A 26267-nucleotide genomic window follows, 5' to 3' on the forward strand; every position below is an offset into this window, starting at 1 on the left:
TGACTTCCGGGCGAGGAAACAGCCGACCAACCGGTCGACCGATCGAACCGACAGTTCGCCGAGGTCGTCAGGTTGTCCGCGGCCGGCCGGCTTCCCAGCCGGCCGGCCGCCTTTCCACGTGGCGGTCGACCGAGTGACTGCCGGCATCGGCGGTCCGGGGCCTTGTGACGTACGGCCTTCCGCTCGCGTTCGTGGCGGACCTCCCGGCCGCCGTCCTCACCGGCCACGGCACCCGCGTACCGTGCCGGCCGGCCGCCCTCTCCCCCCTGCTGGGCGTCCTGGCCTGTGCGGCGGCCCGCCTCCCGCGGCACCGCGGCCTGCGCACTGCGCGGGGTCAACGGGTGGCCCGGGGACGGCACTTCGGTCAGTGGTCCGCGCAGCACGGGGTCGGGTCGGGGACCTCGAAGGGGACGAGGGCGCCGGCCACGGCGGGCATGGCGGCGAGGACCAGCGCGCCGCCCTGCCACTGCGGACGTACGTGATCGTTCGTCAGGAACGGCGTGTCGGGGTGAGGTTGTCGCGTGCCCCGACCCAGGACGGTCACGCGGTCGATCGCGGAACGGGCGAGCAGGTCCGCCACCGACAGGGTGCCGGTGAGCGCCGACACCCCCGGGTAGAGCACCGCGCGGCCCACCGGGTCCGGAACACCGGGCGACACCTCGTACCCTCCGGCCCCGAGCCGCTCCAGGGCGGTGCGCAGGAGCGGCTCGCTCGGCAGCGCGAAGGACAGGGCGACGCGCGGCCGCCCCTGGCGCAACAGGTGGGTGCAGCCGAACGCGTCCTCGGTCAGGGCGAGTTCGGCTGCCAGGGAGTGCAGCAGGTGATCGGCGGCGCGCAGGTCCCGCACCCCCGCGTCCACGGTGAGGGCGTACGGCGTCACGAGGGCAGTACCCACACCGGGTTGGCGTAGAACCACAGGTCGCGCCACGGATCGGCGTCGCCGGCGACGTCGATGGCCGGGCCCGCGGGGTCCACCGCCGCTCCCCTCGCGCCGACCGCGGACCGGTTGCCGTCGGTGCCGCGCAGCCGCACGTACAGCGGGCGGTCGACGCGGCCGAGGTCGTAGGTGAGACGGACCGTGCCGGTGGCCCCGTGCACGTCGTAGGAGCGGACGACCTTCGCCGTGGGCGCGGTGAACGTGTCCCGGTCGGTGACCGGGCCGGTCACCTCGCCCCGGATGACGTCCACCCGGGCCAGGGCCGGCATGAATCCGGCCCAGTTGGGGCCGCCCGCTGTCGTCACGTCCACCGTCAGCGAGACCTTCGTGCCCTTCTTCACGTGCAGGGCGCCGCCGAGAGTGGCCCACCGGCCGCCGCCGGACACCCGCGCGTCCAGGCCGTCGAGGAGCTGGCCGTGGTCGACCCAGACGCGGCCCGCGCGGATGCCGTCCATGACGGCCGCGTAGGAGAAGCCGTCGGCGCCGACGTGCGTACGGCTGTACTGGCCGGGCCAGAAGTCGCCCTGGGTGATGTCGATCTGGCCGCCGTAGACCGGGTCCTGGTACCGGCCGTCGGTGTTGAAGTCACCACCCGGTCCGCGCACGGCGGTGTCGGCGTAGACCTGGTGGGAGTCGGAGTTGGCGGTGATCCACCAGGGCCGGCCCTCAGCGAGGAGGCTGTCCCACAGGCCGCCGACGGTGGCCGTCATCCAGTCGAAGCCGCCCCAGGTGCGGTAGCTCTCCAGGGGGAACCCGGCGAACGAGTTGGCGCTCGGGCTGTTGTCGTAGATGCCGCGGGCCCGGCCGGCGCCGAGCGGCGCGGGCAGGCCGGCGGCCTGGTGGCCGGGCGCGCCCTCGAAGCCGACGGCGATCCGGTGGCCCGCGTCGGTCGCGTCGCGCCAGGCGCGGATCTCGTGCGGGGAGTCCACCCCGCGCCGCGCCGGGTGGTTGGCGAGCATCAGCGCGTCCCTGACCCTGCGGAGCCTGACCTGCTCCCCGAGGAAGGCGAGGCCGGCGACCGCGAGGGCCTCGTTGGCGGGCGTGGAGTCGGACGCGTTGTGGACGCTGCCGTCGTAGTCGGACTCGAACTGCTTGAGGACGGCGACCTCGTTCCTGCCCGGGTGCACGAACACGGTCCCGTGCTCGGCCGCCGGGATGTTCCACTCCAGGCCCTGGAAGACCAGGGTGTCCGGGTGGGCGGCGCGGGCCGCCCTGATGTCCGGGTTGACCTTGTCGACACCGATCCGGGCGTGCGTCTCGCTGCCGTGGTCGGTGATGACCAGCCAGTCCAAGCCGTGCCGGGCGCCCTGGCGGACCTGGTCGACGACGCGGTACTTGCCGTCGCTGCTGTACTGGGTGTGGATGTGGTGGTCGCCGGCCAGCCAGAGGAAGCCGTTCTTGCCGCGAGCACCGGAGGCGGCGGCGTACGCGGGGGTGGCGGCGTACGCGGGGGCGGCCACGCCGGGGAGCACACCGGCGGCCGTCAGGCCGGCGCCGAGCAGGCCCGCCCGGCGGAGCAGGGAGCGGCGCGACTGCTGCTCGGGGGTCAGGGCCTCGTCGGGGACGGCGAGGTCGAAGGCGGCGGGCAGGGGCGCTGTAGCCCCGTCCGCGTGGTCGTGCCCGTGGTCGTGGTCATGTCCGTGGTGGTGACCGTGCCCGTGCCCCATGTGTGCCTCCTGGATGCCGTTGCCGCCCGCCGCCGCCCGCCGGGCTGTGCGCGGGCGCCGCGTGTGGAGGATCGAGGCGGAACCTGAACGGTGGACGACCGGGGAGTGAGCGCCGGATGCCCCGGACACGGCGGGTCGGCCCACGGCCCCCGGTTGTCCCAACTGCCCTTGTTCGTCACGCCGGTTGCCGCCTCTTCCAGGCGCCGCCCGGCGCGTTTCCCGCCCGGCCGCGGACGCCCTCGCGACCCGCCGGGTCCGCCGCGCGTCGCGGAACTGGGATCATGGGCCTCTCCCCGGCTGTCCCAGGCTGCCGGCATCGCACGCGGAGGTCGCCCATGGCTCGCGCAGGACTCACCCCCGGCCTCGTCGTCGCGGCCGCCGCCGAACTCGCCGACGAGGTGGGCTTCGAGAACGTCACGCTGATCGCGCTGGCACGGCACTTCGGGGTGCGGGACGCGAGCCTCTACTCGCACGTCAAGAACCTTCAGGACCTGCGTACCCGCGTCGCGCTGCTGGCCGGCGGCGAGCTGATCGACCGGATCGCCGACGCGGTCGCGGGCCGGGCCGGCAAGGACGCCCTCCGCGCCTTCGCCGACGCCTACCGGACGTACGCCCGCCTGCATCCGGGCCGGTACGCCGCCACCCAGATCCGGATCGACCAAGCCCTGGTCGCCGACTCCCCCGCGCTGCGCCGCACCGCCGAGATCACCCACGGCATGCTCCGCGCCTACGGTCTCGCCGAACCCGACCTGACCGACGCGGTACGGCTGCTGCGCGCCACCTTCCACGGCTACTGCGCCCTGGAGGCCGGCGGCGGTTTCGGCGCCCCCAGGGACGTACAGAAGTCCTGGGAGCGCGCGATCGACGCCTTGCACATCGCGCTCGAACACTGGCCCGCGGACGCACCCGAGCGGGCCGGGCAGGCGGGGCACGCGGGCGACGGCTGAGTTCCGGCCGCGACGACGCGGGTGTCGGTGCCTCGGGCCGGGAACCGCGGCCGGGACGTCAGGGGGCGCCGATCGGCAGGGCGTCGGTGTACCCGTTCGTCGGCCGGGCGATCTTCCTGACGGTACGGACGTCCAGGGCCACCGGCGCGGACCTCGTGCCGAGGGTGCCGCCCGGGTGCCAGGTCCCCGTGAGGCTCACCCAGCTGTCGGCGGGCGGCGCCGGAAAACCGTGGACCAGCACCTTCACGGACTGGGCGTCCGCCGCGCAGCAGGAGAGCATGATCCGGGTCAGGTACCAGGCGCCGCCCGCTCTCCCGGGCGTGACGAAACCGGTCATCAGGACGGTACGACCCGCGATGGCCCGCGAGCGGTCCTGCGTGACCCGGCCGGTGAAGTCGCTGAGCGTGATCGGCAGCGGTGAGGTCGCGGGCAGCGGGCCGAAGTCGTCCCGGTGTGTGACGGCCTTGGCGGGTTCCCGGGACGCCGTGTACGCGCCGAGCGCGGGCGGCGCGTAGAACAGCAGGCTCAGCGCGGGCAGGAACAGCAGCCAGGCCACCCGGGGCACCCCGGAGTGATCGTGCCCGCTGTGGGCGCCGCCCGCCTGGACGCCCTCGTCGTCATGGGCGACCCCGCGGTCATGGGCGACCCCGCCGTCATGGGGGTGGGCGTCGTCGCGCGGGTGCGCGTCCGCGTCGCCCGTGCCCCCGTCCGGCATCCCGTGCCGGGACCACGCCTCCGCCACGCCCAGCAGGAGCAGCAGCACGCCGGAGGCGACCAGCAGCGGACGCATGCCCTCCTTGACGTATCTGACGTACAGGTCCGTGAAGAGGGACGCGTGCAGGACGCCGAGGCCGCTGAGGACGAGCAGGAGTGTCTGGAGGTTGCGTCTCACAGCAGCACGCCCGCGATCAGCACGCTGCACACGATCGCGACGACCGTGGTGGCGGCGGAGAAACGGACCGCGAAGGCCCGGCCGAAGGTGCCCGTCTGGAGGGCGATGAGCTTCAGGTCGACCATCGGCCCGACGACCATGAACGTCAGCCGGGCCGCCAGTGAGAAACCGGTGAGGGAGGCGGCCACGAACGCGTCGGCCTCGGAGCACACCGCGAGCAGGACGGCGAGCGCCGCCAGGAACAGCACCGACAGCCAGGGCGAGCCGGAGAACGTGTCCAGGACCGAGCGCGGCACCGACACGTTGAAGGTGGCCGCCGCCATCGCGCCGACCACCAGGAAACCGCCCGCGTGCAGGAAGTCGTGCTGGAAGCCGCGCCGGAACTCCGTCCAGCGGCTGTGGCCGGGGGTGTGCCCGGCGTGCCGTACGGCTGGCCTGAGCCATTCCGCGCGGCCCAGCCAGAGCCACAGCCAGCCCATCACTGCGGCGGTGGCGAGGGAGGCGAGGAGCCGGGCCAGCACCATGACGGGACTGGCGGGGAAGGCGATGGCGGTGGCGGTCAGCACGACCGGGTTGACGGCGGGCGCCGACAGCAGGAAGGAGAAGGCGGCGGCCGGGGTGACGCCCCGGCCGATCAGACTGCTCGCGACCGGCACCGAGGCGCACTCGCAGCCCGGCAGGACGACCCCGGCGGCCGTGGCGACCGGGACGGCCAGCGCGGGCCGTCGGGGCAGCACCCGGCTGAACACACGCGCCGGCACGAACGCGCTGATCGCCCCCGACAGGGCCGTGCCTAGCAGCAGGAAGGGCAGGGCCTGGAGGGTGACGGCGAGACAGACGGTCCGCCAGGCGTGCACGGCCGGTTCGTCCCCCCACCGGCCGAAGGCGAAGAGCGCCGGCCCCGGCACCGCCGCCGCGCCCAGCAGCAGGAGCGGCCAGTGCCGGGGCCAGCCACCGCCGGCCGGCTCCTGGTCCGCCGGGGTGCCGGTGGTGACCGCCGCCCCCTCGGCCCGTTGGACTGTCGTCAGCACACCAGCTCCCCACGTCGGATGTCCGCACCGAAGATAGCGGGCCCGCAATTCCCCCTCCGCACCGTCCCACCCCATGCGCCACGCCCACCGCGCCCACGGGCACGCGACGTACCGGCCGGACACCGGCAGCCGGCTCCGCCACCGGCTTCGACGCGGCTCCCCGGCCTGTCCCCTCGCCCGGCCTCCCAGCCCCGGCCCCGCCCGCGCCCGGCCCTGTCCCCGCCGGTCAGCCGACCGTGGTGACCGTCACGTCGTCGTCATCGAGCCGCACCCGCAGTGCGGGCCCTCCGTGCCAGTCGACCTCCAGATCCCCGGCTTCGGTCACCCGCAGGGACACCGTCTTCGGCAGGGGCGCCGGGGCAGGTTCGGCGGTCAGCCGGGCCAGGGCCACGAAGAGGGTGCCGCCCTCGGTGTCCGGGCCGGTCAGGCCGGTGAGGTCGCCGGTGAGGCCGACGACCGGCAGGAGTTCGGCGCGGACGCCGTCCGGGGCGGTCCAGCCGGTCACCCGCACCGGCGTACCGGGGTCCGCCCCCGTCACCCGGTGGGCGCGCACCTCCGCCGCCCCGTGCGCGAGCACGACGCCGGTGACCCGCGCGCCACCCCCCGCCCGGTGCCGCGAGGCCGCCCAGCCCTCACCGACGCCCAGCGGTTCGATGCCGGTACGGCCCGGATCACCGCCGACGATCACGCTGTTGTCGTACGACGCCGAGGGCGCCGTCACCGTCGAGTAGGCCAGGCGCGTGTAGTGCGGGTCGTAGCGGACGTCCTCACTGCCGTGGTTGTGCAGACGTACCAGGCCGTCCGAACGCGTCGACTGGACCAGCCAGTTGGGGGCGGCGACCGGCGTGACGGCGTCCGCCCGCTCGGCCGGCCCCGGTTCCTCGGTGGCGGTCCACACGGGGTGGTCGGCCGGCAGGAGCAGACCGAGGAAGCCCTTGCTCGCCCAGTACGGCGAGGCGGGGCCCGAATAGCCCTGCAGGACGGTCGCGTCGGGGCCGTGCCAGCCGAGGGTCAGCAGGCCGCGGGAGTCGGCCGCGCCGCGGTCGAGGAAGTACCGCAGCGCGCCGGAGGCCAGCCGGCGGGTCTCCCCCGGCGACAGCGGTGTACGGCCGGTGAGCTGGCCCAGCCACAGCGGGGCCGTCGTCGCGAAGCGGTAGGTGAGGCTGCGGCCCTGGCGCATCGGGGCGCCGTCGGCGCCGAACAGGCGGGCGTAGTCCTCCAGATGGCGGGAGAGCCGGCCGCCGTAGAGGTCCAGCAGGCGGGTGTCGCCGGCGAGCCAGGCGTGCAGCACCGGATAGAGGTGCATGGCCCAGCCGTTGTAGTAGTCGAAGGCACGGCCGGGGCCGTCGGAGTACCAGCCGTCACCGGCGTACCACTCCTCGACGCGCTCCAGGCCCCGGTCGACCGCCTTGCGGGACGCGTCGGGCTCGTGGCCGATCTCCTGGAGGAAGCCGCCGACCGTCACGGGGAACAACTCCCAGTTACACGGCCAGGGTTCGGCGGTGAGGGCGTCACCGAGCCAGGCCGCGGCGCGCCCGCGCACCCGGTCGTCGAGGCGGTCCCACAGCTGCTCACGGGTGATGCGGAGGGCGAAGGCGATGGACGCCGCCTCCACCAGCGGCTGGCTCCGGTCCTCGATGCGCGGCCAGACGCCGCCGACGCCGGCCGCGAGACCCTCGGCGTACCGCTCCAGGGCGTTCTCGTCCCGGCGGAGGGCGGCGAGCAGCAGCGTACGGGCGTACCCCTCCAGGCCGTCCGAGAGCCGGCCCGACCAGCTCACCCGGTCGCCGGGCAGGTGGTAGAGCGCCCCGCCCTCGACGGCGTACGGCTCGACCGCGGCGAGCAGGGAGTCGGCGGCCGCCTCCCAGTGGGCGCGGGTGAAGCCGGTGCGGGGGCTGAGGACGCGGTCGTCGGGGGGCAGGTGCATCGGCTCTCTTCCTCGTCGGCGGTGGAGGCTGGGGTGCGGCTCGGTGGTGAAGGACGGTGACGTAGGTCGCTGTGAAGGGCGGTGGGTGGCGACAGTCGGCAGGCGCGGTGTCGGCAGTCGGCAGTCGGCAGTCGGCAGTCGGCAGTCGATGGACAGTGGCGGGCAGGGTGGTGGCGGGCGGGGTGGGGCCTGGGGCGCCCCGGTTCCGGTCGGGACGCCCCAGGGATCGTGGGGGACTCAGCCCACCCGCACTCCGGCCCGCGGCACCAGGTGCCGGGCGAGGAGTTCGTCGCGGACCAGGCCGGCGTAGACCGTGGCACCGTACGCGGAGGTGTGCGTGTTGTCCCTCTTCTCGTTGTAGAGGTACAGGGCCTTGGAGCCTTCGACGCCGAGGGATTCCACCAGTGCCTTCGTCTTCGCCGTCAGATCGATCAGCGGCACGTCCTGGGCCGCCGCGACCGAGCGGATCACTTCAGGATGGTTCACTCCGAGGCCGTTGACCAGAAGCGCGGTGTCGTTGTTCAGGGTGCCGTCGGCGTTGAACCAGCGCCGCACGATCGGAGTGACCAGGACCGGGCGGCCGCCGCGCTCGCGGACACCGGCGACGAGCGTCTCCAGATTGGCCCGGTAGGTCGTCTCGTCGGTGGTCTTGTCGTTGTGGGCCAGCTGCACGAGCACCAGGTCGCCGGGGAGGATCAGCGGCCGGACGGTGGCCCACAGCCGCGGGTCCTGGAGGTAGCTGACCGTACTCTCGCCGGAGTCCGCGTAGTTGGCGACGGAGACGCCCCGGCGCAGGAACTGCGGCAGCTGCTGGCCCCAGCCCGAGTAGGGGGCGGCGGGCTGGTCGCAGACGGTGGAGTCGCCGACCAGGATGATCTGCCGGGCGGCGCGGGCCGTCGGGTCCGCGTGGGTCCGGGCGTACGGGCGGGCCGGGGTGACGCGGATGCCGGCCAGGGCGGGTGCCGGGCCGCCGATCGTCAGGTCAAGGCCGGGATTTCCGTCCGGGCCGGTCGGTTCGCCCTCGGGGGTGCGGACGTTCACGGTGAAGCTGCGGGTGACGCGTTCCCCGGCCGGCGCGGCCGTCTCCGGGAGCAGGGAACGCCGGGTCTCTCCGGCGACGCTCGTCGTCGAACCGCCGGCGCCGCCGAGACGGACCGTCACGTCGTACGTGCCGGGCGGCACGTCGAAGTGGCAGGCGCCGGCGGCGCAGTGGTCGAGGCCGGAGGGGTGCCGCCCTCCGTCGGCCTGGGCCGGCACGGCCGTCAGGCCGGTGCCCAGGGTCAGCGCCGCGAGCACGGCGAGGTTGAAACGTCTCATGAACAGCTCCTCCGGCAGGTCTGCGGGGCCTGGCGGGTGGACCGTACCGTGCCCGGCAAGCGCTTTCTAGTCTTTGAGCGCCTTTCACACAACCGCCAACTCCCGCACGGTGAAAGCCCTTTCGCGAAATCGATTCAACTGCCACGCTGACCCATCACCCGCACCCCTCACCTCCCGAAGGAGGCACCCCCATGTCCGGCTCCCTGAACCGACCGGTCCGACGCCGCACCTTCGTCCTCGGCACCGCCGCCGGCGCCGGTTCGGCCGCACTCGCAGGACCGCTCGCCCCCACCGCCTCGGCCGCCGGGTTCGGCTGGTCGGACGACGGTTCCCACTACGTCGTCGACACCGGCGCCCACCTCGTGTTCAAGGTCGACAAGACCAACGGCGACCTGACCTCACTGGTCTACCGGGGCACCGAGTACCAGGGCTACGGCGGCAAGAACTCGCACGTCGAGTCGGGCCTCGGCGCCTCCACGGTGACCCTCGCGCAGTCCGGCTCCACGATCCTGGTCTCCGTCGCGTACGGCACGCTGCGGCACTACTACGCGGCCCGCAGCGGCGAGGACAACGTGTACGTGTGGACCAACAAGGCCGACACGTCGGTCAGCGCGACCCGCTACATCGTGCGTGTCAGGGCCGGCCTGTTCCTCAACGACGAACCCGACTCCTACACGTACGCGCCCACCACCCTCGAAGCCTCGGACGTGTTCGGGAAGTCCGACGGCCAGACCCGCTCGAAGCACTACTCCAAGCTCCGGGTCATCGACTACGACCACGTGGGATGGTCCGCCGGCGGCGTCGGCCTGTGGATGGTCCGCAGCAACCACGAGAAGGCGTCCGGCGGCCCGTTCTACCGATCGCTGCTGCGCCACCAGAGCGCGGACGGCGGCGGCCTGTACGAGATCCTCTACTACGGCGAGAACCAGACCGAGGACCAGCGCTTCGGCCTCCAGGGGCCCTACGTCATCGCCTTCACGGACGGCGGCGCGCCCTCCTCCGCGTTGTCCCCCGGCACCCTGACCACCCCGTGGGCGGACTCGCTCGGCATCGCCGGGTACGTCGGTGCGAGCGGCCGGGGCAGGGTGGCCGGCGTCGGGATCACCGGACGGGACCCGGCGCAGCCGTACACCGTGGGGCTCGCCAACGCCGCGGCGCAGTACTGGGGTTCCGCGCGGGCCTCGGACGGCTGGTTCTCGGTCGGAGGTGTACTGCCGGGTGCGTACACGCTGACGGTCTACAAGGGAGAGTTGGCTGTACACAGTACATCGGTGACGGTGGCCGCGGGCGCGACGACCACCCTCAACACCCTCGCCGTCCCGTCCTCGAACGATCCCGGCAACGCGAGCGCGATCTGGCGGATCGGGGACTGGAACGGCACGCCGGGCGGCTTCAAGAACGCCGCGCTGATGACGTACGCGCATCCGTCGGACGTCCGCGCCGCCCCCTGGAGGGGCGACGTCGTGATCGGCAGCGGAACCGAGACCTCGGACTTCCCGGCGTACCTCTGGAAGGACGTCAACAGCGGCCTGCTGGTGTACTTCCGGCTGACCGCGGCACAGGCCGCCGCCGCGCACACGCTGCGGATCGGTGTGACGACCGCCTACGCCAACGGCCGGCCGCAGGTCGTCGTCAACGACACCTGGACCTCGGCCGTCCCCGCGCCGCCCGCCCAGCCGGGCACCCGGTCACTGACCGTGGGTTCCTACAGGGGCAACAACCACACGTTCACCTACAGCGTGCCGGCCAGTGCCTGGCTCACGGACACCGGCCGGTACAACGTGCTGAGGATCAACGTGGTGAGCGGTTCGGGAACGTCCTCCTATCTCAGCGCGGGCACGTCGGTCGATGCCATCGACCTGCTGGGCTGAACGGCTCACACACCGTCAGGTGCCTCGCGTCCACTGCTGGTTGGTACCGCCGCTGCAGGTGTACGTGATGATCGCGGCGGAGTTGGCGGTGGACGCGCCGTTCACGTCCAGGCACTTGCCGCTCGCCCTGGCCTTGAGGAGCGAGTAGCTGCCGGACGACGTCACACTCCACTGCTGGCCGGTGGCCGACGTGCAGTTCTCCTGGGTGACACTGGTGGCGTTCTCCGTCAGGCACAGCGAACTTCCGCGCCCCACCAACTGGTAGTAGCCGCCGCCCACGGACTTGAACCAGTACTTCTGGTTGCCGCCGCCGTTGCAGTCGTACTGCTTGACGACCGCACCCGGCCACAGCGACTGGCTGGTCACGTCCGCGCACTTGGCCGAGTGGCGGGCGATGAGGGTGTTGTAGGTGGCGCTCGTGCCGGTGACCGTTCCGGCGGCCGCGTCGACGGTGACCTCCGGGTACCAGGACATGGACATCGTGGTGGAGCTCGGGAAGGTCAGCGGCAGCCACACGTACCGCGAGTCGTTGACCGTCCCGCCGAAGGAGTTGCCCCAGCGGTCCCCCAGATAGAGGTACGCCGTGCCCGAAGTGCCCTGCACCGGAAGGACGTACGCGGTCTGCGAGCCGTAGGCCGTGGAGTCGCCGACGTTCGTCATCGCGCTCCACGGGCCGGCCGGGCTGGTCGCGGTCGCGTACTGCTGCTGGTTGGGGCTCCAGCCGGTGGCGCCCGAGGTCAGCATGAAGTAGACGCCGTTCCGCTTGAACAGGGCGGGGGCCTCGCGGTGGCCGCCCGGCCAGGGGTTCGCGGCGAGACTCGCGATCCCGGTGTAGTCGGCCGTGAGCCGGTAGATGTGCAGGTCGTAGTTCTCGTTGGCGGCGGAGGCCATGTAGCCGGTGCCGTCGCTGTCCACGAAGACCGTGATGTCACGGGACATGTGCTCGCCGAGGGGCCGGAAGCTGCCCTGGTAGGCGTAGTCGCCGTCGACCGTGTCGGAGACGGCGACGGCGGCCCGGGCCTCGCTGTAGTCGGTGCCGTTCTCCTTGTGCATCCACATCACGAACTTGCCGGTGGAGGCGTTGTACATGACCTTGGGCCGCTCGATGTTGGCGCTGGCCAGTTCGGCGCCGCTGGAGCGGGTCAGGACGTGGTTGCGGAACTCCCAGTTCCTGAGGTCCGTGGACCGGTAGGCGTCGACGTAGAGGAAGGTGTTGTCGGTGTCGCGGTGCTCACCGAACCAGTAGTAGTAGGCGCCGACCTTGATGACCCCTCCGCCGTGCGCGTGCACGAGCGCACCCGAGGTGTCGTTGATCTGGGTGCCGTTGGTGAGTGTCCAGGATGCCGCCCGGGCCGGTCCGGCGATGGCGAGGGCGCCGAGCAGGGCCAGGCAGAAGGCGAGCAGAGCCGCGTACGGACGTCTCATCTCAACTCTCCTTGCCGGTGTCGATCAGGGCGGGCGCGGTCGCGGCCCGGTCCGTGGTGCGGCCGGCCGAGCCGGTGGCTGCGGCCGGGCTCGCGGCGGTGCCCGCGGCCGCGGGCGTGTCGGCCACGGGGATCCCGAAGTCGGGGGTGCCGTCCCGGTTCCAGCGCAGCCTCTGGACACGGGTGTGACGGTTGGGGTCGTCCAGTGGATCGCCGGTGATCTCCTCGTACGGGCGGGCGTGGTAGACGAGGACGTCGCTGCGACCGTCCTCGGCGACGGTGAAGCAGTTGTGGCCGGGGCCGTACTGCCGGGTGGTGTCGTTGCTGGTGAAGACCGGCGTCGGCGACTTCGACCAGTTCGCGGGGTTCATGAGGTCACTGCCGGCGTCCGCGGTGAGCAGACCCAGGCAGTAGTGCCGGTCGGTGGCGCTGGCCGAGTACGACATGAACACCCGGCCGTTGCGCGCGATGACCGACGGCCCCTCGTTGACCTTGTAGCCGACGCACTCCCAGTCCAGCTCCGGTGTCGACAGCCGGACCTGCGGCCCGGTGAGGGTCCAGGGGTTCGCCATCCGGGACAGGAAGATGCCCGTGTTGTTGTCCAGGCCGGGCTCGTGCTGGGCCCAGGCCAGATAGCGGGAGCCGCGGTGGGTGAAGGTCGTGGCGTCGAGGGAGAAGGTCTCCCAGGCCGTCCTGACCTGTCCCCGCTCGGTCCAACTTCCCTGGAAAGGGTCGCTGTTGGCGTTCTCCAGCACCCAGATGCGGATGTCCCAGACGCTCTCCGCGGGGGCGGAGGCGAAGTAGACGTACCACTTGCCGCCGATGCGGTGGATCTCCGGTGCCCAGATGTGCGCACCCATCGGGCCGCTCTGGTGCCGGGTCCAGATCACCGACTCGGCCGCGGTACTCAGACCGGCCAGGGTGCGGGAGCGGCGCAGGATGAGGCGGTCGTACTCCGGGACGGTGGCGGTGAAGTAGTACTGGCCGTCCGTGTGGCGGTGGATGTGCGGATCTGCGCGGTTGCGGACCAACGGGTTGGTGGGGGCGACCGCGGCCCGCCGGCCGGCGGCACGGGCGATCGAGGGGGTGGCCGCCAGAGCGCCCGCGGCCAGGGCGCCTCTCAGCATCAGGCGGCGGCCGGGGTGGTCGGGCAGGTCGTCGTCGCGGCTCATACGGACTGCCTCTCGCGGGGGGATACGAGGTGGTCGACGATGCTCGGAACAACCAAAAGTTCGAAATAACGAACAAGTTCTTTCATCGCGGACGCCGAAAAGGTACGGGTGCGTTACGAGGAGGTCAACGGATCGCGCGTGACAAAAACCGACCGCGTTTTTCTGTTATCGGCCGAGCGGCCGCCCGTCTCCCTCACGTGCGCAGCAACATCCACACGTCAGCGGCGGTCGCCGGTGCCCTCACGGCCGTGGCCCTCCTCCTCACCACTCCCCCCGCGGCGGCCGCGGGCCCCCGGGACGCGACCGCCGACGTGCTCGCCGGCCGGGACGTGACCCTGACCGGCGACACGCTGGTCACGGTGCCCGCCGGCACGACGACGTACGACGGCGTGTTCCGCGGCGAGGGCACCCTCACCGTGCGCGGCGGCGGGACCCTGATCCTCACCCGGGACAGCGACTTCACCCTGCCCCGGTCCCGGCAGCGGCAGAAGGTGACGACCCAGGGCGGCAACCACCCCTGGACGACGGTGGCCGACCCGGACCCGCCCGCGATCACCGTGGAGCGGGGGGCCACCCTCCAGTACGGCACGGGCGGCGGCACCGGCCTGATCGGGCACTTCCCGTACGACACCCCCGGCTACCGGCTCAACCAGCTCAACGTCCGCGTCGACGGCACCCTCCGACTGTCCCTGACCCGCACCTTCAACATCGGCACCGTCAGCGGCTCCGGCCTGCTCACCCAGCCCCGGAACATGTGGGGCACCCTCGACCTCGCCGGCACCCAGCCCTTCACCGGAGTGATCGACAACGGCACCGGCATGGCGGTCGGCCGCCCCGAGTACCCGGTGGCACTGCCTCACGTCCGCGCCGTGCTCAACCAGGGCTCCTGGATCGTCGACACACCCCTGAACCAGACGATCACCCTGCGCCAGGACTTCTACCAGCGGGCGTACGGCAGTGACGTCAACGTGCACACCAGGCCCGGCACTCGGGTCGTGCTCACCGGCCAGTACGGCTACAGCGACCGGGGCGGCGACACCAACCCCTCACTCAGCGACCCGGAGCTCAACTGGCGTGCTTTGCCTCACCAGTTGAACAAGCGCGGAACCAACATCGAGGGTGCGGACGTCCGGTGGGGCGACGGCAGCACGCACCGGATCTTCATGCCGGGCACCGCGGACACCATGTACGTCAACCTGCACGAGGCCGGCGGCCGGCGGTCCCGGCTGACCTTCGACTACGACGGTCCGGTGACGCTGGGCGCCCCGATCGGCGGCGGCCGCTATCACGACACGCTGGCCGCGCCAGGAGCCGGGGACATCTTCGTCGCCGGAACACCGGGCAACGACGTGACCTTCGCGGCGAAGCAGTACTACGACGGGTCCACGACGATCGAGAAGGGCGCGGTGCTGCGCCTGGGCTCCCGCCGCGGGGACGGCTCCCTGCTGACGGGGACGCCCCACAGCGCGGTGGTGAACGACGGCACGCTGATCGTGCGCAACACGTCGACACCCGTGTCCCTGTCCCGGATCGGCGGCTCCGGTTCGCTCGTCCAGTCCGGCACCGCGACGACCACGCTGACGGGCGGCGAGGTGACGTACACCGGGACGACCACCGTGAACAGGGGCACCCTCGCCCTGCGTTCGGGGGCGAGCCTCACCGGCAGCAGGGCGATCCGGCTGACGTCCGGCGGCGCACGGCTGGACGCCGGACCGGCGGGGCTGCGGGTGACGCACACCCTCACCGGCAGGGGGACCGTACGGGGAGCGGTGCGCAACGAGGGCGTGGTCGCGGGCGGCCTCACGGTCCGCGGCGACTTCACGCAGCGGTCCACGGGCGAACTCGTGCTGGGGGTACGGCCGTTGAAGGTGTCCGGGAGCGTACGGCTGGCCGGGGGCCTCGACCCCTCGGCCGCGGGGGCGCAGCCCGCCCGCCAGGTCACCGTGATCGACCACACCGGCCCGTCGAAGACCACCGGCACCTTCTCCGGGCTCGGGGAGGGCGCCCACGTGAAACGCGCCGGCATCACCTACCGCGTCACCTACCGGGGCGGCGACGGGAACGACGTCGTGCTGAGCGCCGTGGCGGCGACCTCGGCCCCGCCCGCCGCCCGCACGACCCCGGCCACCGCCCCCGCGGTCACCCGCAGCGCCGCCGCCTCGGACGACCAACGCTTCGGCTGGTGGCCGTACGTACTGGGACTGGGCCTACTGGGCGGACTGGTGATCCCGGCGACCCGCCACCGCCGGGGCGGGCGACGCGGGGGTGGACGCGGGGAGCGACGCGGGGGTGGACGCGGGGGGCGTCGCGGGGGTGGGCGACACGCGGGGTAGGGCGGGGGCGGTGGGGTGGCTCCGGCCGGCGTCAGGGCGGCGTCGGTCGGCGTGGGGGTGCGCCGGTCGGCGTCAGGGCTGCCGGTCGGCGCGGGGTGGCCTTGGACTGGCGTGGGGGTGGCCTTGGGCTGGCGTGGGGGTGGCCTTGGGCTGTCCACGGGTCTGCCTTACGGCGGCCACTTGGCGGCTTCACGGCGGGGGCGGGCGGCCACGCGGCGGCCTCACGGCAGCCTCGGGCGGCCTCACGGCAGCCTCGGGCGGCCTCACGGCGGCCTCACGGCGGCCTCACGGCGGCCTCGCGGTGGCCTCGCGGTGGTGACCGCCCGCGACAGGGGTGCGGGCGGTCACCATGGCCCGCGGCCGCCTTCGTCCCGCATGGTGGGCGATTTGCTCACTCACTGGACACGTCCGGCTCTCGCCGGGCCCGTCGACTAGCGTCGTGTCATGACCAGCGACCTCCCGGAAACCCCGTCCTCCCCCGCCCAGGATCTGGCCCAGGCCCTCGCCGCCGGCGCGGTCGTCCTCGACGGCGGCCTGTCGAACCAGCTCGGGTCCGCCGGGCACGACCTGAGCGACGAGCTGTGGTCGGCACGCCTGCTCGCCGAACAGCCCGAGGCGATCACGCAGGCGCACCTCGCCTACTTCGAGGCGGGCGCGGACGTGGCGATCACCTCCAGCTACCAGGCGACCTTCGAGGGCTTCGCCAAGCGCGGGCTCGGATCCGAGCGGGCCGCCGAACTCATCGCCCTCAGCGTCGAGTTGGCGCGGGAGGCGGCCCGGCAGGCACGGGCGAAGGGGGTGCGGCGGCCCCTGTGGACGGCGGCCTCGGCCGGCCCGTACGGGGCGATGCTGGCGGACGGCTCCGAGTACCGGGGACGCTACGGCCTGAGCGTCGCGGAACTCGAGGCGTTCCACCGGCCGCGCCTGGAGGTGCTGGCGTCGGCCGGACCGGACGTGCTCGCGCTGGAGACGGTCCCGGACGCCGACGAGGCCGAGGCGCTGCTGCGGGCGGTACGCGGGCTCGGCGTACCGGCCTGGCTGTCGTACACCGTCTCCGGCGACCGCACCCGCGCCGGACAGCCCCTGGAGGAGGCCTTCGCCCTGGCCGCCGACGCGGAGGAGGTCATCGCGGTCGGCGTGAACTGCTGCGCACCCGAGGACGTGGATGCCGCCGTCGAGACCGCGAGCCGTGTCACCGGCAAGCCGGTCGTCGTGTACCCCAACAGCGGCGAGACCTGGGACGCCGGCGCCCGTGCCTGGACCGGCCGCTCCACGTTCGCGCCCGACGAGGTGCGCGGCTGGCGGGACTCCGGGGCCCGGCTCATCGGCGGGTGCTGCCGGGTGGGACCGACGGCGATCGCGGCGATCGCGGACACGCTGAAGCCGGCCGCGTAGCCGATGGCGTCGTAGCCGATCGCGTCGTAGCCGATGGCGTCCGGGTCACGGGTGTGACCGGAGTGGCCGGTGTCGTCGCCGGACAGACCTCAACGTTCGGCGGCCGGTGACCGGCCTTGGCTCACCCCGCCCGACCCCGTCCCGCCGCGCCCCGGCCGGCCGCGCCCGGGCACAGGAGGCCCCGCTCTCAGCCCGGTGCTCCCGCCGGCCGAGACGGGGTCAGTCCCGCCGGACCGCGCCGGGCAGTCGCAGGCGCCGTACGACCGAGCGCAGCTCCGTTCCGCGGACGGTGGGACCGCCGTCGAGGGGCTCCGGCACGACCCGGCCCTCATGGGCGGCCGCGTCCGCCGCCCACACCGCCAACTCGGCATCCCGCGGACCGTATGCAATATGCGGTTCACCGTCGCCGAAGATCCGTACCGGATGCGAGGCGTCCCAGCGCTGCCAGCCCGGGTCGCCGTCGACCGCGAACCGTACCCACGCCCCGTGCATCGCGTCGGCCAGCTCCCGCGGCGCCCCCTCCCCCGCGAGCCTGACCGACTCGGGAACGTCGCCCGTGTCGAAGACGAAGCCGAGTTCCAGCGCGTGGCAGGCGCCCAGCCCGGGCCGGCTGGAGGGCCAGGCGAACTCGTAGACGTACGAGGAGTCCGGGCGGGCGTCGGCGAGCCGGTGCAGCGGGACGCGCAGCAGGTGGTCGGTGACCATCTGGCCGACGATCTCGGCGGGGGTCGCCCCCGGATGGAGGACGCGGTAGCCGCGGGGCACCTCGTGGCCGCAGTGGCAGCGTGCCATGGCGCCGGCCAGGGCGACGGCGCCGAGCCGGTCGACGCGCTCCACGAGCCCGCCCGGCACCAGCCACAGCCGGTACTCGTCACGGGTCCAGCCCATGAGCAGGTCGACGCCGGCCGCCGCGTCACCCTCGACGAGGGCTGCCAGGGGGTCACGCGGGACGAGGTCGCCGTCGACGACGATCCCGAAGGCGGGCCCGCCGAGCACCGGACTGCTGAGCCGGCCCACGTCGGCCTGGGTGCGCAGCAGCAGATCGCGGTCGACGTCGGCGAAGGCCGCGGCGGTCGCCGGGATCTTCAGCCGGGTCGCCATCCGGCGCACCATCCGCCGGACCTTGTCCCGGTCGGCGGCCTCGGGCGGCCCGCTCTGCAGGACGGCACGCCGTACGAGGCCCTGAGCCTGCGGGGCGGCCAGCAGGGCGCCGGCGCTGATCGCCCCGGCGGACTGGCCGCACAGCGTCACCCGGGCGGGGTCGCCGCCGAACGCCCCGATCGACTCGTGCACCCAGGCCAGCGCGGCCAGTTGGTCGCGCAGACCGGCGTTGGCGGGAGCGTCGGGGAAGAGGCCGTAACCCTCCACCCCGAGACGGTAGTTGACCGAGACGAAGACGACGCCGTCCCTGGCGAAGGGCCGCCCGTCGTACACGGGCACCGCCGAGGAGCCCCGGGTGAGGGCGCCGCCGTGCAGCCACACCATGACCGGCAGCCGCGCCCCCGGACCGGGCTCCGGCGTCCAGACGTTGAGGTTGAGACAGTCGTCGCCGGGCACCGCCGGGTCGGACAGCAGCCGGGCGAAGGCCTCGGAGTACGGCGGTTTCGGCGGCGTCGGGCCGAAGGCGCCCGCGTCGCGCACGCCGTCCCACGGTTCGGGCGGCACGGGCGGCCGGAACCGGCGGGTGCCGAAGGGGGGCGCCGCGTAGGGAATCCCGCGGAACACCGCGACGCCGTCCTCGTACCGGCCGCGCACCGCCCCGTACGGGGTGCGCACCACGGGATCTGCCTGGACTGCCGTCATCCGAACACCAGCCTCCTCGCCGCGCTTGCGCACCGCGTGAGGCCCCACGCGGTGTCCGTCCGGCCGGCCGTGGGCCGTGCGCACCCGCGCGCCGGGACCGGCACGCGATCACCTGTGATCGATCACCCGTCGCCGATCACCGTGAACATCAGAGCACCTCATCATGAGCGGGTATTCCGGCGCGCGAGCAGCGCTCGGCGACCATTTGGGGGACGCACGGACGGGGCCGCCGCAATCCGCCGCCCGCCGCCCGGCGCCCGGCGCCCGCCGCCCGGCGACCGGCGACCGGCGACCGGCGACCGGCGACCGGCGACCGGCGACCGGCGACCGGCGACCGGATATCGTATGCGATCGACGGTATTCGAACCCGTTCGGGGTTTCGAAAGCCCAGCGCGTCGACGTCCTCCTGCGAAGTCCGGCCCCTTCCCGGGGTCACGCGGTCAACTTAGGGTAGGAAGCGCTTACTGTCGGTCGATCACTCGGCCGTCCAGGCAGCGCTGGTCGAGACTGTCGATGGCCCTCGGGCGGGCCGGAGAGGTGGTTCCCGATGGTCCGCACGGGGAGCGCGAGCATGGCGGCGGGGCCGACCCTTGCGGTCGTGGCCCGGGAGGCGGGGGTCTCCGTACCCACCGCGTCCAAGGTGGTCAACGGCCGCGAGGACGTCGCACCCGAGACCCGCCGCCGCGTCACGGAGGCGCTGGACCGGCTCGGCTACGTCCGCAGGCCCCGGTTCGACACCCTGAAGTCGTCCGGACTGGTCGACCTGGTCGTGCACTCGCTGGAGAGCTCCGGGTCGGGGGCCGTCCTGCACGGCGTCGAGGCGGCGGCCCACGAGTTCGGGCTGGAGGTGGTCGTCTCGGCGGGCCTGACCCGGACCCGCGGTGCCCGTCCGGAGCGCGGCTGGCTGGACAGGCTCACCGCCCGCGGGTCGTCCGGGGTGCTGTTCAACCTGGCCGAGCCGGCGCCGTCCCAGTACGCCTGGCTCGACCAGCACCGCATCCCGTACGTCCTGATCGACCCGGTTGTCGAGCCGCCCCCGGGCGTGGTGTCGGTGGGCGCGGCGAACTGGCACGGCGGGGTCACGGCGACCGAGCACCTGCTGCGGCTGGGCCACGAACGCGTCGCCGTCATCGCCGGGCACCAGCGCACGCTGGGCAGCGGCGCTCGGGTGGCCGGATACCGTTCCGCGCTGGCGTCCGCCGGTGTGCGCCACCGCCCCGAGTACGTCTGCCACGCGGGCTCCGACGAGACGCTCGCCCGCCGCGCCATGCTGCACCTCCTCGACCTGCCCGAGCCGCCCACGGCGGTCTTCGTCTGCTCGGACCGGATGGCCCTCGTGGCGTACGAGGCGCTGGCGGAACGGGGGTTGAGGGTGCCGGACGACATCAGCGTGGTCGGCTTCGACGATCTGCCCGAGGCCCGCTGGGCCGCACCGGCGCTCACCACGGTCCGCCAGCCGCTGTCGGAGATGGCCGCGACGGCGCTGCACCTACTGGTCCGCATGATGGACGGTGCCCGTCCGGAGAGCACCCGTACGGAACTGTCGACACGCCTGGTCGAGCGCGCGAGCACGGCAGCCCCGCACCGCCACGCCGACGCGTAGCGACCCCCGGCGCGGGAGGGTCGCGCCGGGGAGCGAGTGGGCGTGCCCGGTCCCCCCGCATGCGCTGGGGTGTCCACCGCGTTCACGTGCGTGAGCGTTCGGGATGTCGGCGTGTGCCACTTGTTGTCGTATTCGCTCACATTTGTTCATCTCGCGGGGCAGGGAACTGGCCGGCGAGAGGGGGCGTCGAACGATGCGGCGGGGAGGGGCCATCGCCCCGGGAAGGGGTGGCGGCGAGCGCTGGGGGAACGACGATGACACGCTGGAGGCCGCTGCCCGAAGCGCTGCCGAGGGAGGCGCAGCACCTGGTCGGGCGGCTGCGCGGACTCAAGGACCGGACGGGTCTGAGCCTTGCCGAACTGGCCCGGCGGACCGCGTACAGCAAGTCGTCGTGGCAGCGGTATCTGAGCGGGGCGAAACAGCCGCCGCGAGGAGCGGTGCAGGCGCTGTGCCGGGTGGCGGAGGTGGAGCAGGCGCGGCTGCTGGCGCTGTGGGAACTGGCCGACCAGACCTGGCCGCACGGCGGGACGGGAGCGCCCGGACCACCGGACCCCGAGGTGGTGCCGGTGCGCACGACGGTGGCGGGCGGGGCCGGCTACCGGCGGTGGCGGGCGGCGGCGCTGGTCTCCTTCGCCGTGATCGCGCTGCTGGCGCTGTGGCTGCTGTGGACGCTGCCCAGCGGGAGCGGGTGACCCCAAGGCCCCCCGCTCCCGCGCGCGTTGCCGGTCGTCAGCCGAGTGTGTCGTAGGAGGCGTTCTTCCAGGCGCCGGTGCCCCTGAGCTTGACCCGGTACTTGACGCCGACGCGCTTGAAGGTGACGGTCCGCACGGAACCCGCGTACCGGACGACGCCGCCCGGGAACAGGCCGTGCAGCCGGAGTTGGGCGGACTGCCAGCAGTCGTCGTTGACGACGCCGTCGGAGTCGGGGAGGCCGTGCCGGTCCTGCCACCACTGGGTGGCCGACTCGGTCTCCGGGCCGAACGAGCCGTCGACCTGGTTCTTCCGGAAGGGGTGCCAGTCGCCGTCGTCGTCCTGCCACTGGGCGCCGTCCGCGTACAGGACGGTCTCCCAGACGGCGGTGGCGTTGCTCTGGGCGTAGTCGTCGACGCTGAGGTCCTCCTCGTCCTGCCAGTCGTCGTTGACGACTCCGCTGCCGTCGATGCCGTGGTAGGGGGCGGCGGCGTTCGCCGCCGGCGCCACCGCGAAGCCGGTGGCGCCGGCCCCCAGCAGCACGGCCGTCGTCATCGCGATGGTCCGCTTGCGCATACTCATGAAGTCTTCCTTTCCGAACCGCCGGCCCCCGTCGTTCTCCTCCTGGGGCGGCTCGATTGGCTTGGCACGCAAAGAGTCACGGCCCGCCGGCGGGCACGGCGAGGGCTGACGGCGTACCGGGACCGGCGGGGGACGGTCCACGCCGGACGCGGGGGTGTCACGGCCGAGCGCGGTCCGCCCGGGGACGGCGCGGGACGGCTCGGGACGGGGTGGGACGGCCGGCGGCGCGCCGGGTGCTGCGGCGGCGGCCCGGAGACGGGTCAACTGCCCTCGGGGTCCGCCGCCCAGCCGATGCCGCCCCTCAGGTGGGCGAGGAAGTCCGGGTCCTGGTACGCCTCGACGGCGTGGCCGAGTGCCGTGTAGAAGACCCGGCCGTCGCCCTGCCCGCGGCACCAGGCCAGCGGGTGGTCCGGCCCCATCCCGCCTCCGTCGTACGACGACTCGTCGGCGCGGAGCAACACCCGTACCGCGTCACGGGGGTTGGCGCGGAAGTCGTACCACTCGTCGGTGAACTCCCAGACGGCGGACAGGTGCCGGGTGGCCGGATGCCCGGGGTCCTCCACGAGGGCCCGGCCCGGCTGGAACGCGGGGTGGCGGGCGAAACGGGCGCCGAGGAGTTCGCCGTAGTACGGCCAGTCGTACTCGGTGCAGGCCGCCGCGTGCACGCCGGCGAACCCGCCGCCCGCCTCCACGTGGGCGGCCAGCCGCGCGCGCCCGGCCGGAGTGAGGACCTCGCCGCTGGTGGAGAGGAAGACGACGGCGGCGTACCGGTCGAGGGGTTCTTCCAGGGCCGCCGGGTCCTCGGTGGCGTCGACCGTGAAGTCACCGAGCGCGCGTACGGCGGCGACGGCGGCCGGGATGGAGTCGTGCCGGTAGTCGGTGGTACGGGTGAAGACGAGGAGTCGCGGGGCCATGCGCAGGAGCCTAGGCGGGCCCGGCGGGTCCGGCGGGCGGGTCCCGGCGGGGTCCGGCGCGCGGGTCCCGGCGAACGGGTCTGGCAGGCAGGTCCCGGCGGGCAGGTCCGATTCCTTCAAGACCGGCCGCGCCCGGGGCGCCTACCGTGGCGGCATGACTCCGCGATTCGATGCCATCGGGCTGGTCGTCACCGACATGGCCGCCTCCGTCACGTTCTACCGGCGCCTCGGGTTCACCTTCCCCGACGGCGCCGAGGAACTGCCGCACGCCGAGGCCGGACTCCCGGGCGGGCTGCGGCTGTTGCTCGACACCGAGGACACGGTCCGCTCCTTCCACGCCGGGTGGCGGCCTCCGTCCGGGGGGAGCCGGTCAGCGCTCGGCCTGTCGTGCGCGGACCCCGCCGAAGTCGACTCCGTGTACCAGGAGTTGGTGGCTGACGGCTACCACGGGGAGCTCAAGCCGTGGGACGCGTTCTGGGGGCAGCGATACGCCGTACTGCACGACCCGGACGGCAACGGCGTGGACCTGTTCGCCTCACTGCCGGCGGCGGCCCAGTAGCTCCCCGGGAGTCATGCCCGCGAGCTGCCTGACCTCGCGGGTGAAGTGAGCCTGGTCGGCGAAGCCGGACCGGGCCGCCGTCACCGCGAGGGGCACTCCGCCGCGGGCCAGGACGAGGGCCCGCTGAAGCCTCAGGACGCGGGCCAGGGTCTTGGGACCGTAGCCGAAGGCGGCCAGTGAGCGGCGGTGCAACTGGCGTGCGCCGATGCCGAGTTCATCGGCGGCTGCGGCGACCGGCCGGCCCGCGTCGAGCGCCGCGACGAGCATCCCGGTCAGCGGGTCGGGCGGGGCGGCGTCCGCGGCGCGGGCCAGCGCGACCTCTTCCAGCGCCGACACGGGGTCGGCGGCGGCGGCGATGCGGCCGCCCAGGCGCCGTACCTCCGCCACGGGCCACAGGTCGGACAACTCCACCCGCCGGTCGCGCAGTTCGCGGGCCGGCACACCGAGGACGGCGGGCGCGGTACCGGGCGCGAAGCGGACGCCCGCCCAGTGCGCGGGGCCGGCGCCGGGAAGGTGGGCACGGGTGTCCGGACCGGCGACGAGCAACCGGTCGCCGTCCCACAGCAGGTCCATGCAGCCGTCCGGCAGGACGGGCCGGACGGCGGGGTCGCCGTCGAGGACGTTGCGCCACACGACCGCCCCGGTCAGCGCCGACGCCCGCTCCACGTACACAGACGAAAGGCTACGCCCTGCCGATTCGATTCGCATGCTCGTTCGATTTCCATGCGGAGCGGCCGACCGTGCAGCGATGGCCGCCCGCTGCGAGCGGCAGTTGACTGGCCTGTATGACGCACAACACGCGGAACATGACGCTGGTGGTGACGGGTGCCTCGGGCCGTACGGGGCGCCGGGTGGCGGAGTCCGCGCGGGCGGCGGGATGGAGCGTGCGGCCGGCCTCGCGGAGCCACGGCTTCGACTGGCAGGACGCCTCGACGTGGGCCGGGACGCTTCGCGGCGCGGACGCCGCCTACCTGGTCTTCCCCTCGGACGTCGGCGGGCCGGACGCCGCCCGGGCGATCGGCCTGCTCGCGCACGAGGCGGTCGGGCTCGGTGTACGGCGGCTGGTGCTGCTGTCGTCGCGGGGAGAGGCGCGGGCGCGGCCCACCGAGGAGGCGCTGCGCGAGTCGGGGGCGGACTGGACCGTCGTACGGGCCGCGTGGTTCATGCAGAACTTCAGCGAGGGGCCGCTGCTGGAGGGGCTGCGGCGGCGCGGGGAACTGGTGTTCCCGGGCGGTGCGGTGCGTGAGCCGTTCATCGACGTGCGGGACGTCGCCGACGTGGTGGTGGCCGCGCTGACGGCGGGCGACCGCTACCTGGGGCAGGGCCTGGCCGTGTCGGGGTCGCGGCTGCTGAGCTTCGGGGAGGCGGTCGCGGAGATCGCCGCGGCGACCGGGCGCGAGCTGACCTACCGGGCGGTGTCGGCCCGCCGCCACGGCGACGACCTGGCCGGGTCCGGGGTGCCGGCCGAGGAGGCCGACTTCCTGGTCGAGCTGCTCGAGTCGCTGCTCGACGGCCGGAACGCCTACCTGTCGTCGGACGCGGTACGGGAGGCACTGGGCCGCCCGCCACGCGACTTCACGGACTTCGCCCGGGAGGCCGCGGCGGCCGGAACCTGGCAGCTGTGACCGCGTCGGCCGGTTCCGCGGCGCTCGGTCGCGTCCGGCCGTGGGCGTCGGCCGCCCGGCGGGAACGTTCGGCCGCGGCCTGGTGCCGCGACGGGCGACGTTCGCCGCGACGGGGCGAACGTTGCCTCTCGCGGCACTAGGAACCGTCCGGCTTGTGCGGTGGGTGGGTGCTCCTGACATGGGTCCGCAGCCGTGAGGTGACGTCCTCCGGAGGCAGGAACCGGGACCAGCGCTCCGGGAACTCGGACGGCATGTCCGGGTCGTCGAGGTCCTCGTCGTCAGCCTCGAGGCCGGGCTCACGGTGGGCGGCGGCGCGGGCCACGTACTCGGCGACCTGCGCCTCCCGCAACCGCTCGTTGGCGGCGCGGGCCGCCGCGGTGGCGGCGGCCGGCCAGACCCGGTCGATGGCGGCGTTGACCGCGGCCCCGACGAGCACGGCGAACGCGGACACGCCGATCCACAGCAGGACGGCCACGGGGGCGGCGAGCGAACCGTAGATGGTCGGGCCCTCGACGGTGCTGGTCAGGTAGATCCGCAGCAGGAAGCTGCCCAGGACCCACATGGCGAGCGCGACGAGGGCGCCGGGCACGTCCTCGATCCACGGGGAGCGCACCGGGACGGACACGTGGTAGAGCGTGGTCAGGAAGGCGATGGACAGCACGATGACGACGGGCCAGTACAGGACCTGTACGACGGTCGTCGACCACGGCACCACGTTCACCACCGCGTCCGGTCCGGCCACCATCAGCGGCAGCGCGACCGAGCCGATCAGCAGGGCGACGACGAACAGCAGGAAGGCCATCAGCCGTGTCTTGACGATGCCCCGGACGCCGTCGAGGCCGTACATGACGGTGATGGTGTCGATGAAGACGTTCACGGCGCGGGAGCCCGACCACAGGGCGAACAGGAAGCCGATGGAGATGACGTCGGGCCGGCCGCCCTTCATCACGTCGTGCAGGATCGGCTGCGCGATCTCGTTGACGCCCTTGTCGGACAGGACCGTGCGCGAGGCCTCCAGGAGGTTGTTCTCCAGGCTCTGGATGCTGTCGGCGCCGGTCCAGTCGTCGACGTAACCGAGCAGTCCGATCATGCTGAGCAGCAGCGGCGGCACGGACAGCAGGGTGAAGAACGCGGCCTCGGCCGCGAGGCCGAGGATGCGGTACTCCATGCAGGAGTTGACGGTGTCCTTGAGCAGCAGCCAGGCAGTCCTGCGCTTCGAGACGTTCCGGTACAGGGCACGCGCCCGGTGGAGACGTCCGGAGGACCGCTCGGGGGATTCACTTGCTGGCTGCACGCCCTAAAGGTATCCGCCGTGGGGGCCTCCACCCACCCGCGGTGGCACCTGCCGCCGGAAGCGGCTCCCCGCTCGCGCGGCGGCGGAAACCCGGCCCCTGCCGGATGCCGGAGGTGGGCGGAGGAATGCGGTATGCAATATGCGATATGCGGTATGCGATAGGTCGTATGCGACCCTCGTATCCACCCGGCCCCGGCCGTCGGCTCACCCCGCCCCCTGAGGTAGGCGGAGCAATTCAGCATGCAATATGCGATAGACCGTATGGGCCCTCGGCATCCACCCGA

Annotated in this window: 21 protein-coding genes and 1 pseudogene; 9 read left to right on the forward strand and 13 right to left on the reverse strand. The window is 73.4% G+C overall.

Annotation, left to right across the window (positions count from 1 at the left end; all coding sequences use genetic code 11):
* Window positions 1–149: 149 nt before the first annotated feature.
* Window positions 150–302, forward strand: a pseudogene (locus AC07AZ_RS01855) (ABC transporter permease); the annotation flags it as partial.
* A 62-nt stretch (window positions 303–364) separates the two neighbouring features.
* Here AC07AZ_RS01855 and AC07AZ_RS01860 read toward each other — a convergent pair.
* Window positions 365–895: a hypothetical protein gene (locus AC07AZ_RS01860; protein ID WP_478842722.1), complete on the reverse strand. Its 531-nt coding sequence runs from the start codon at window positions 893–895 to the stop codon at window positions 365–367.
* On the reverse strand, window positions 877–2604 hold the full coding sequence (locus AC07AZ_RS01865) for a PHP domain-containing protein (protein ID WP_478842724.1): 1728 nt from the start codon (window positions 2602–2604) through the stop codon (window positions 877–879). Before AC07AZ_RS01865 ends, AC07AZ_RS01860 begins: the two co-directional genes overlap by 19 nt.
* A gap of 335 nt (window positions 2605–2939) precedes the next feature.
* On the opposite strand from AC07AZ_RS01865, the gene AC07AZ_RS01870 reads away from it, so the two are divergent.
* A complete protein-coding gene (locus tag AC07AZ_RS01870; protein WP_478842726.1) occupies window positions 2940–3551 on the forward strand; it encodes a TetR-like C-terminal domain-containing protein in 612 nt (203 codons plus the stop codon).
* A 58-nt stretch (window positions 3552–3609) separates the two neighbouring features.
* Here AC07AZ_RS01870 and AC07AZ_RS01875 read toward each other — a convergent pair whose 3' ends face one another.
* The 4 genes from AC07AZ_RS01875 to AC07AZ_RS01890 form a co-directional block, all read right to left on the reverse strand.
* The gene (locus tag AC07AZ_RS01875; RefSeq protein ID WP_478842728.1) at window positions 3610–4443 is read right to left on the reverse strand and encodes a TIGR03943 family putative permease subunit; all 834 of its coding nucleotides are present in this window, start codon (window positions 4441–4443) and stop codon (window positions 3610–3612) included.
* Window positions 4440–5474 carry a permease gene (locus AC07AZ_RS01880; RefSeq protein ID WP_478842730.1) on the reverse strand — a complete coding sequence of 345 codons (1035 nt, stop codon included), beginning with the start codon at window positions 5472–5474 and terminating at the stop codon, window positions 4440–4442. Before AC07AZ_RS01880 ends, AC07AZ_RS01875 begins: the two co-directional genes overlap by 4 nt.
* A gap of 226 nt (window positions 5475–5700) precedes the next feature.
* Entirely contained in the window at window positions 5701–7401 is a 1701-nt protein-coding gene (locus tag AC07AZ_RS01885; RefSeq protein WP_478842732.1) for a DUF2264 domain-containing protein, read from the reverse strand.
* Window positions 7402–7638: 237 nt separating this feature from the next.
* Window positions 7639–8718 carry a rhamnogalacturonan acetylesterase gene (locus AC07AZ_RS01890; RefSeq protein WP_478842734.1) on the reverse strand — a complete coding sequence of 360 codons (1080 nt, stop codon included), beginning with the start codon at window positions 8716–8718 and terminating at the stop codon, window positions 7639–7641.
* A gap of 191 nt (window positions 8719–8909) precedes the next feature.
* On the opposite strand from AC07AZ_RS01890, the gene AC07AZ_RS01895 reads away from it, so the two are divergent.
* Window positions 8910–10589, forward strand: a complete 1680-nt coding sequence (locus AC07AZ_RS01895) for a rhamnogalacturonan lyase B N-terminal domain-containing protein (protein WP_478842736.1) — start codon at window positions 8910–8912, stop codon at window positions 10587–10589.
* 15 nt (window positions 10590–10604) lie between these two features.
* Here the strand turns inward: AC07AZ_RS01895 and AC07AZ_RS01900 are convergent, their stop codons facing one another.
* Together AC07AZ_RS01900 and AC07AZ_RS01905 are read right to left on the reverse strand one after the other, a co-directional pair.
* Window positions 10605–12014 carry a family 43 glycosylhydrolase gene (locus AC07AZ_RS01900; protein ID WP_478842738.1) on the reverse strand — a complete coding sequence of 470 codons (1410 nt, stop codon included), beginning with the start codon at window positions 12012–12014 and terminating at the stop codon, window positions 10605–10607.
* A gap of 1 nt (window position 12015) precedes the next feature.
* A complete protein-coding gene (locus AC07AZ_RS01905; RefSeq protein ID WP_478842740.1) occupies window positions 12016–13185 on the reverse strand; it encodes a glycoside hydrolase family 43 protein in 1170 nt (389 codons plus the stop codon).
* A gap of 197 nt (window positions 13186–13382) precedes the next feature.
* Between AC07AZ_RS01905 and AC07AZ_RS01910 the strand changes: the two genes are divergently transcribed.
* Window positions 13383–15518 (forward strand): autotransporter, encoded by a 2136-nt coding sequence (locus tag AC07AZ_RS01910; protein ID WP_478842742.1) that lies wholly within the window; start codon window positions 13383–13385, stop codon window positions 15516–15518.
* A gap of 444 nt (window positions 15519–15962) precedes the next feature.
* Window positions 15963–16913: a homocysteine S-methyltransferase gene (mmuM, locus tag AC07AZ_RS01915; protein WP_478842744.1), complete on the forward strand. Its 951-nt coding sequence runs from the start codon at window positions 15963–15965 to the stop codon at window positions 16911–16913.
* 219 nt (window positions 16914–17132) lie between these two features.
* Here the strand turns inward: mmuM and AC07AZ_RS01920 are convergent, their stop codons facing one another.
* Complete coding sequence (locus AC07AZ_RS01920; RefSeq protein ID WP_478842746.1) at window positions 17133–18716, reverse strand: carboxylesterase/lipase family protein; 1584 nt, start codon at window positions 18714–18716, stop codon at window positions 17133–17135.
* A gap of 547 nt (window positions 18717–19263) precedes the next feature.
* Here AC07AZ_RS01920 and AC07AZ_RS01925 point away from each other — a divergent pair.
* Window positions 19264–20319, forward strand: a complete 1056-nt coding sequence (locus AC07AZ_RS01925; protein WP_478842748.1) for a LacI family DNA-binding transcriptional regulator — start codon at window positions 19264–19266, stop codon at window positions 20317–20319.
* A gap of 254 nt (window positions 20320–20573) precedes the next feature.
* Window positions 20574–21011 (forward strand): helix-turn-helix domain-containing protein, encoded by a 438-nt coding sequence (locus tag AC07AZ_RS01930; RefSeq protein WP_478842750.1) that lies wholly within the window; start codon window positions 20574–20576, stop codon window positions 21009–21011.
* Window positions 21012–21048: 37 nt separating this feature from the next.
* On the opposite strand, the gene AC07AZ_RS01935 is transcribed toward AC07AZ_RS01930, so the two are convergent.
* Window positions 21049–21591, reverse strand: a complete 543-nt coding sequence (locus AC07AZ_RS01935) for a peptidoglycan-binding domain-containing protein (RefSeq protein ID WP_478842752.1) — start codon at window positions 21589–21591, stop codon at window positions 21049–21051.
* A gap of 260 nt (window positions 21592–21851) precedes the next feature.
* A complete protein-coding gene (locus AC07AZ_RS01940) occupies window positions 21852–22505 on the reverse strand; it encodes a ThuA domain-containing protein (RefSeq protein WP_478842754.1) in 654 nt (217 codons plus the stop codon).
* 154 nt (window positions 22506–22659) lie between these two features.
* On the opposite strand from AC07AZ_RS01940, the gene AC07AZ_RS01945 reads away from it, so the two are divergent.
* Window positions 22660–23064: a VOC family protein gene (locus tag AC07AZ_RS01945; protein WP_478842756.1), complete on the forward strand. Its 405-nt coding sequence runs from the start codon at window positions 22660–22662 to the stop codon at window positions 23062–23064.
* Here AC07AZ_RS01945 and AC07AZ_RS01950 read toward each other — a convergent pair.
* The gene (locus tag AC07AZ_RS01950; RefSeq protein ID WP_478842758.1) at window positions 23041–23736 is read right to left on the reverse strand and encodes a helix-turn-helix transcriptional regulator; all 696 of its coding nucleotides are present in this window, start codon (window positions 23734–23736) and stop codon (window positions 23041–23043) included. The genes AC07AZ_RS01945 and AC07AZ_RS01950 overlap by 24 nt on opposite strands.
* Window positions 23737–23849: 113 nt before the next feature.
* On the opposite strand from AC07AZ_RS01950, the gene AC07AZ_RS01955 reads away from it, so the two are divergent.
* Window positions 23850–24689: an NAD(P)H-binding protein gene (locus tag AC07AZ_RS01955; protein WP_478842760.1), complete on the forward strand. Its 840-nt coding sequence runs from the start codon at window positions 23850–23852 to the stop codon at window positions 24687–24689.
* Between the two features lie 136 nt (window positions 24690–24825).
* Here the strand turns inward: AC07AZ_RS01955 and AC07AZ_RS01960 are convergent, their stop codons facing one another.
* Complete coding sequence (locus tag AC07AZ_RS01960) at window positions 24826–25983, reverse strand: YihY/virulence factor BrkB family protein (protein ID WP_478842762.1); 1158 nt, start codon at window positions 25981–25983, stop codon at window positions 24826–24828.
* Window positions 25984–26267: the final 284 nt, after the last annotated feature.

It is taken from the genome of Streptomyces sp. NPDC043878 (genome assembly GCF_056435735.1).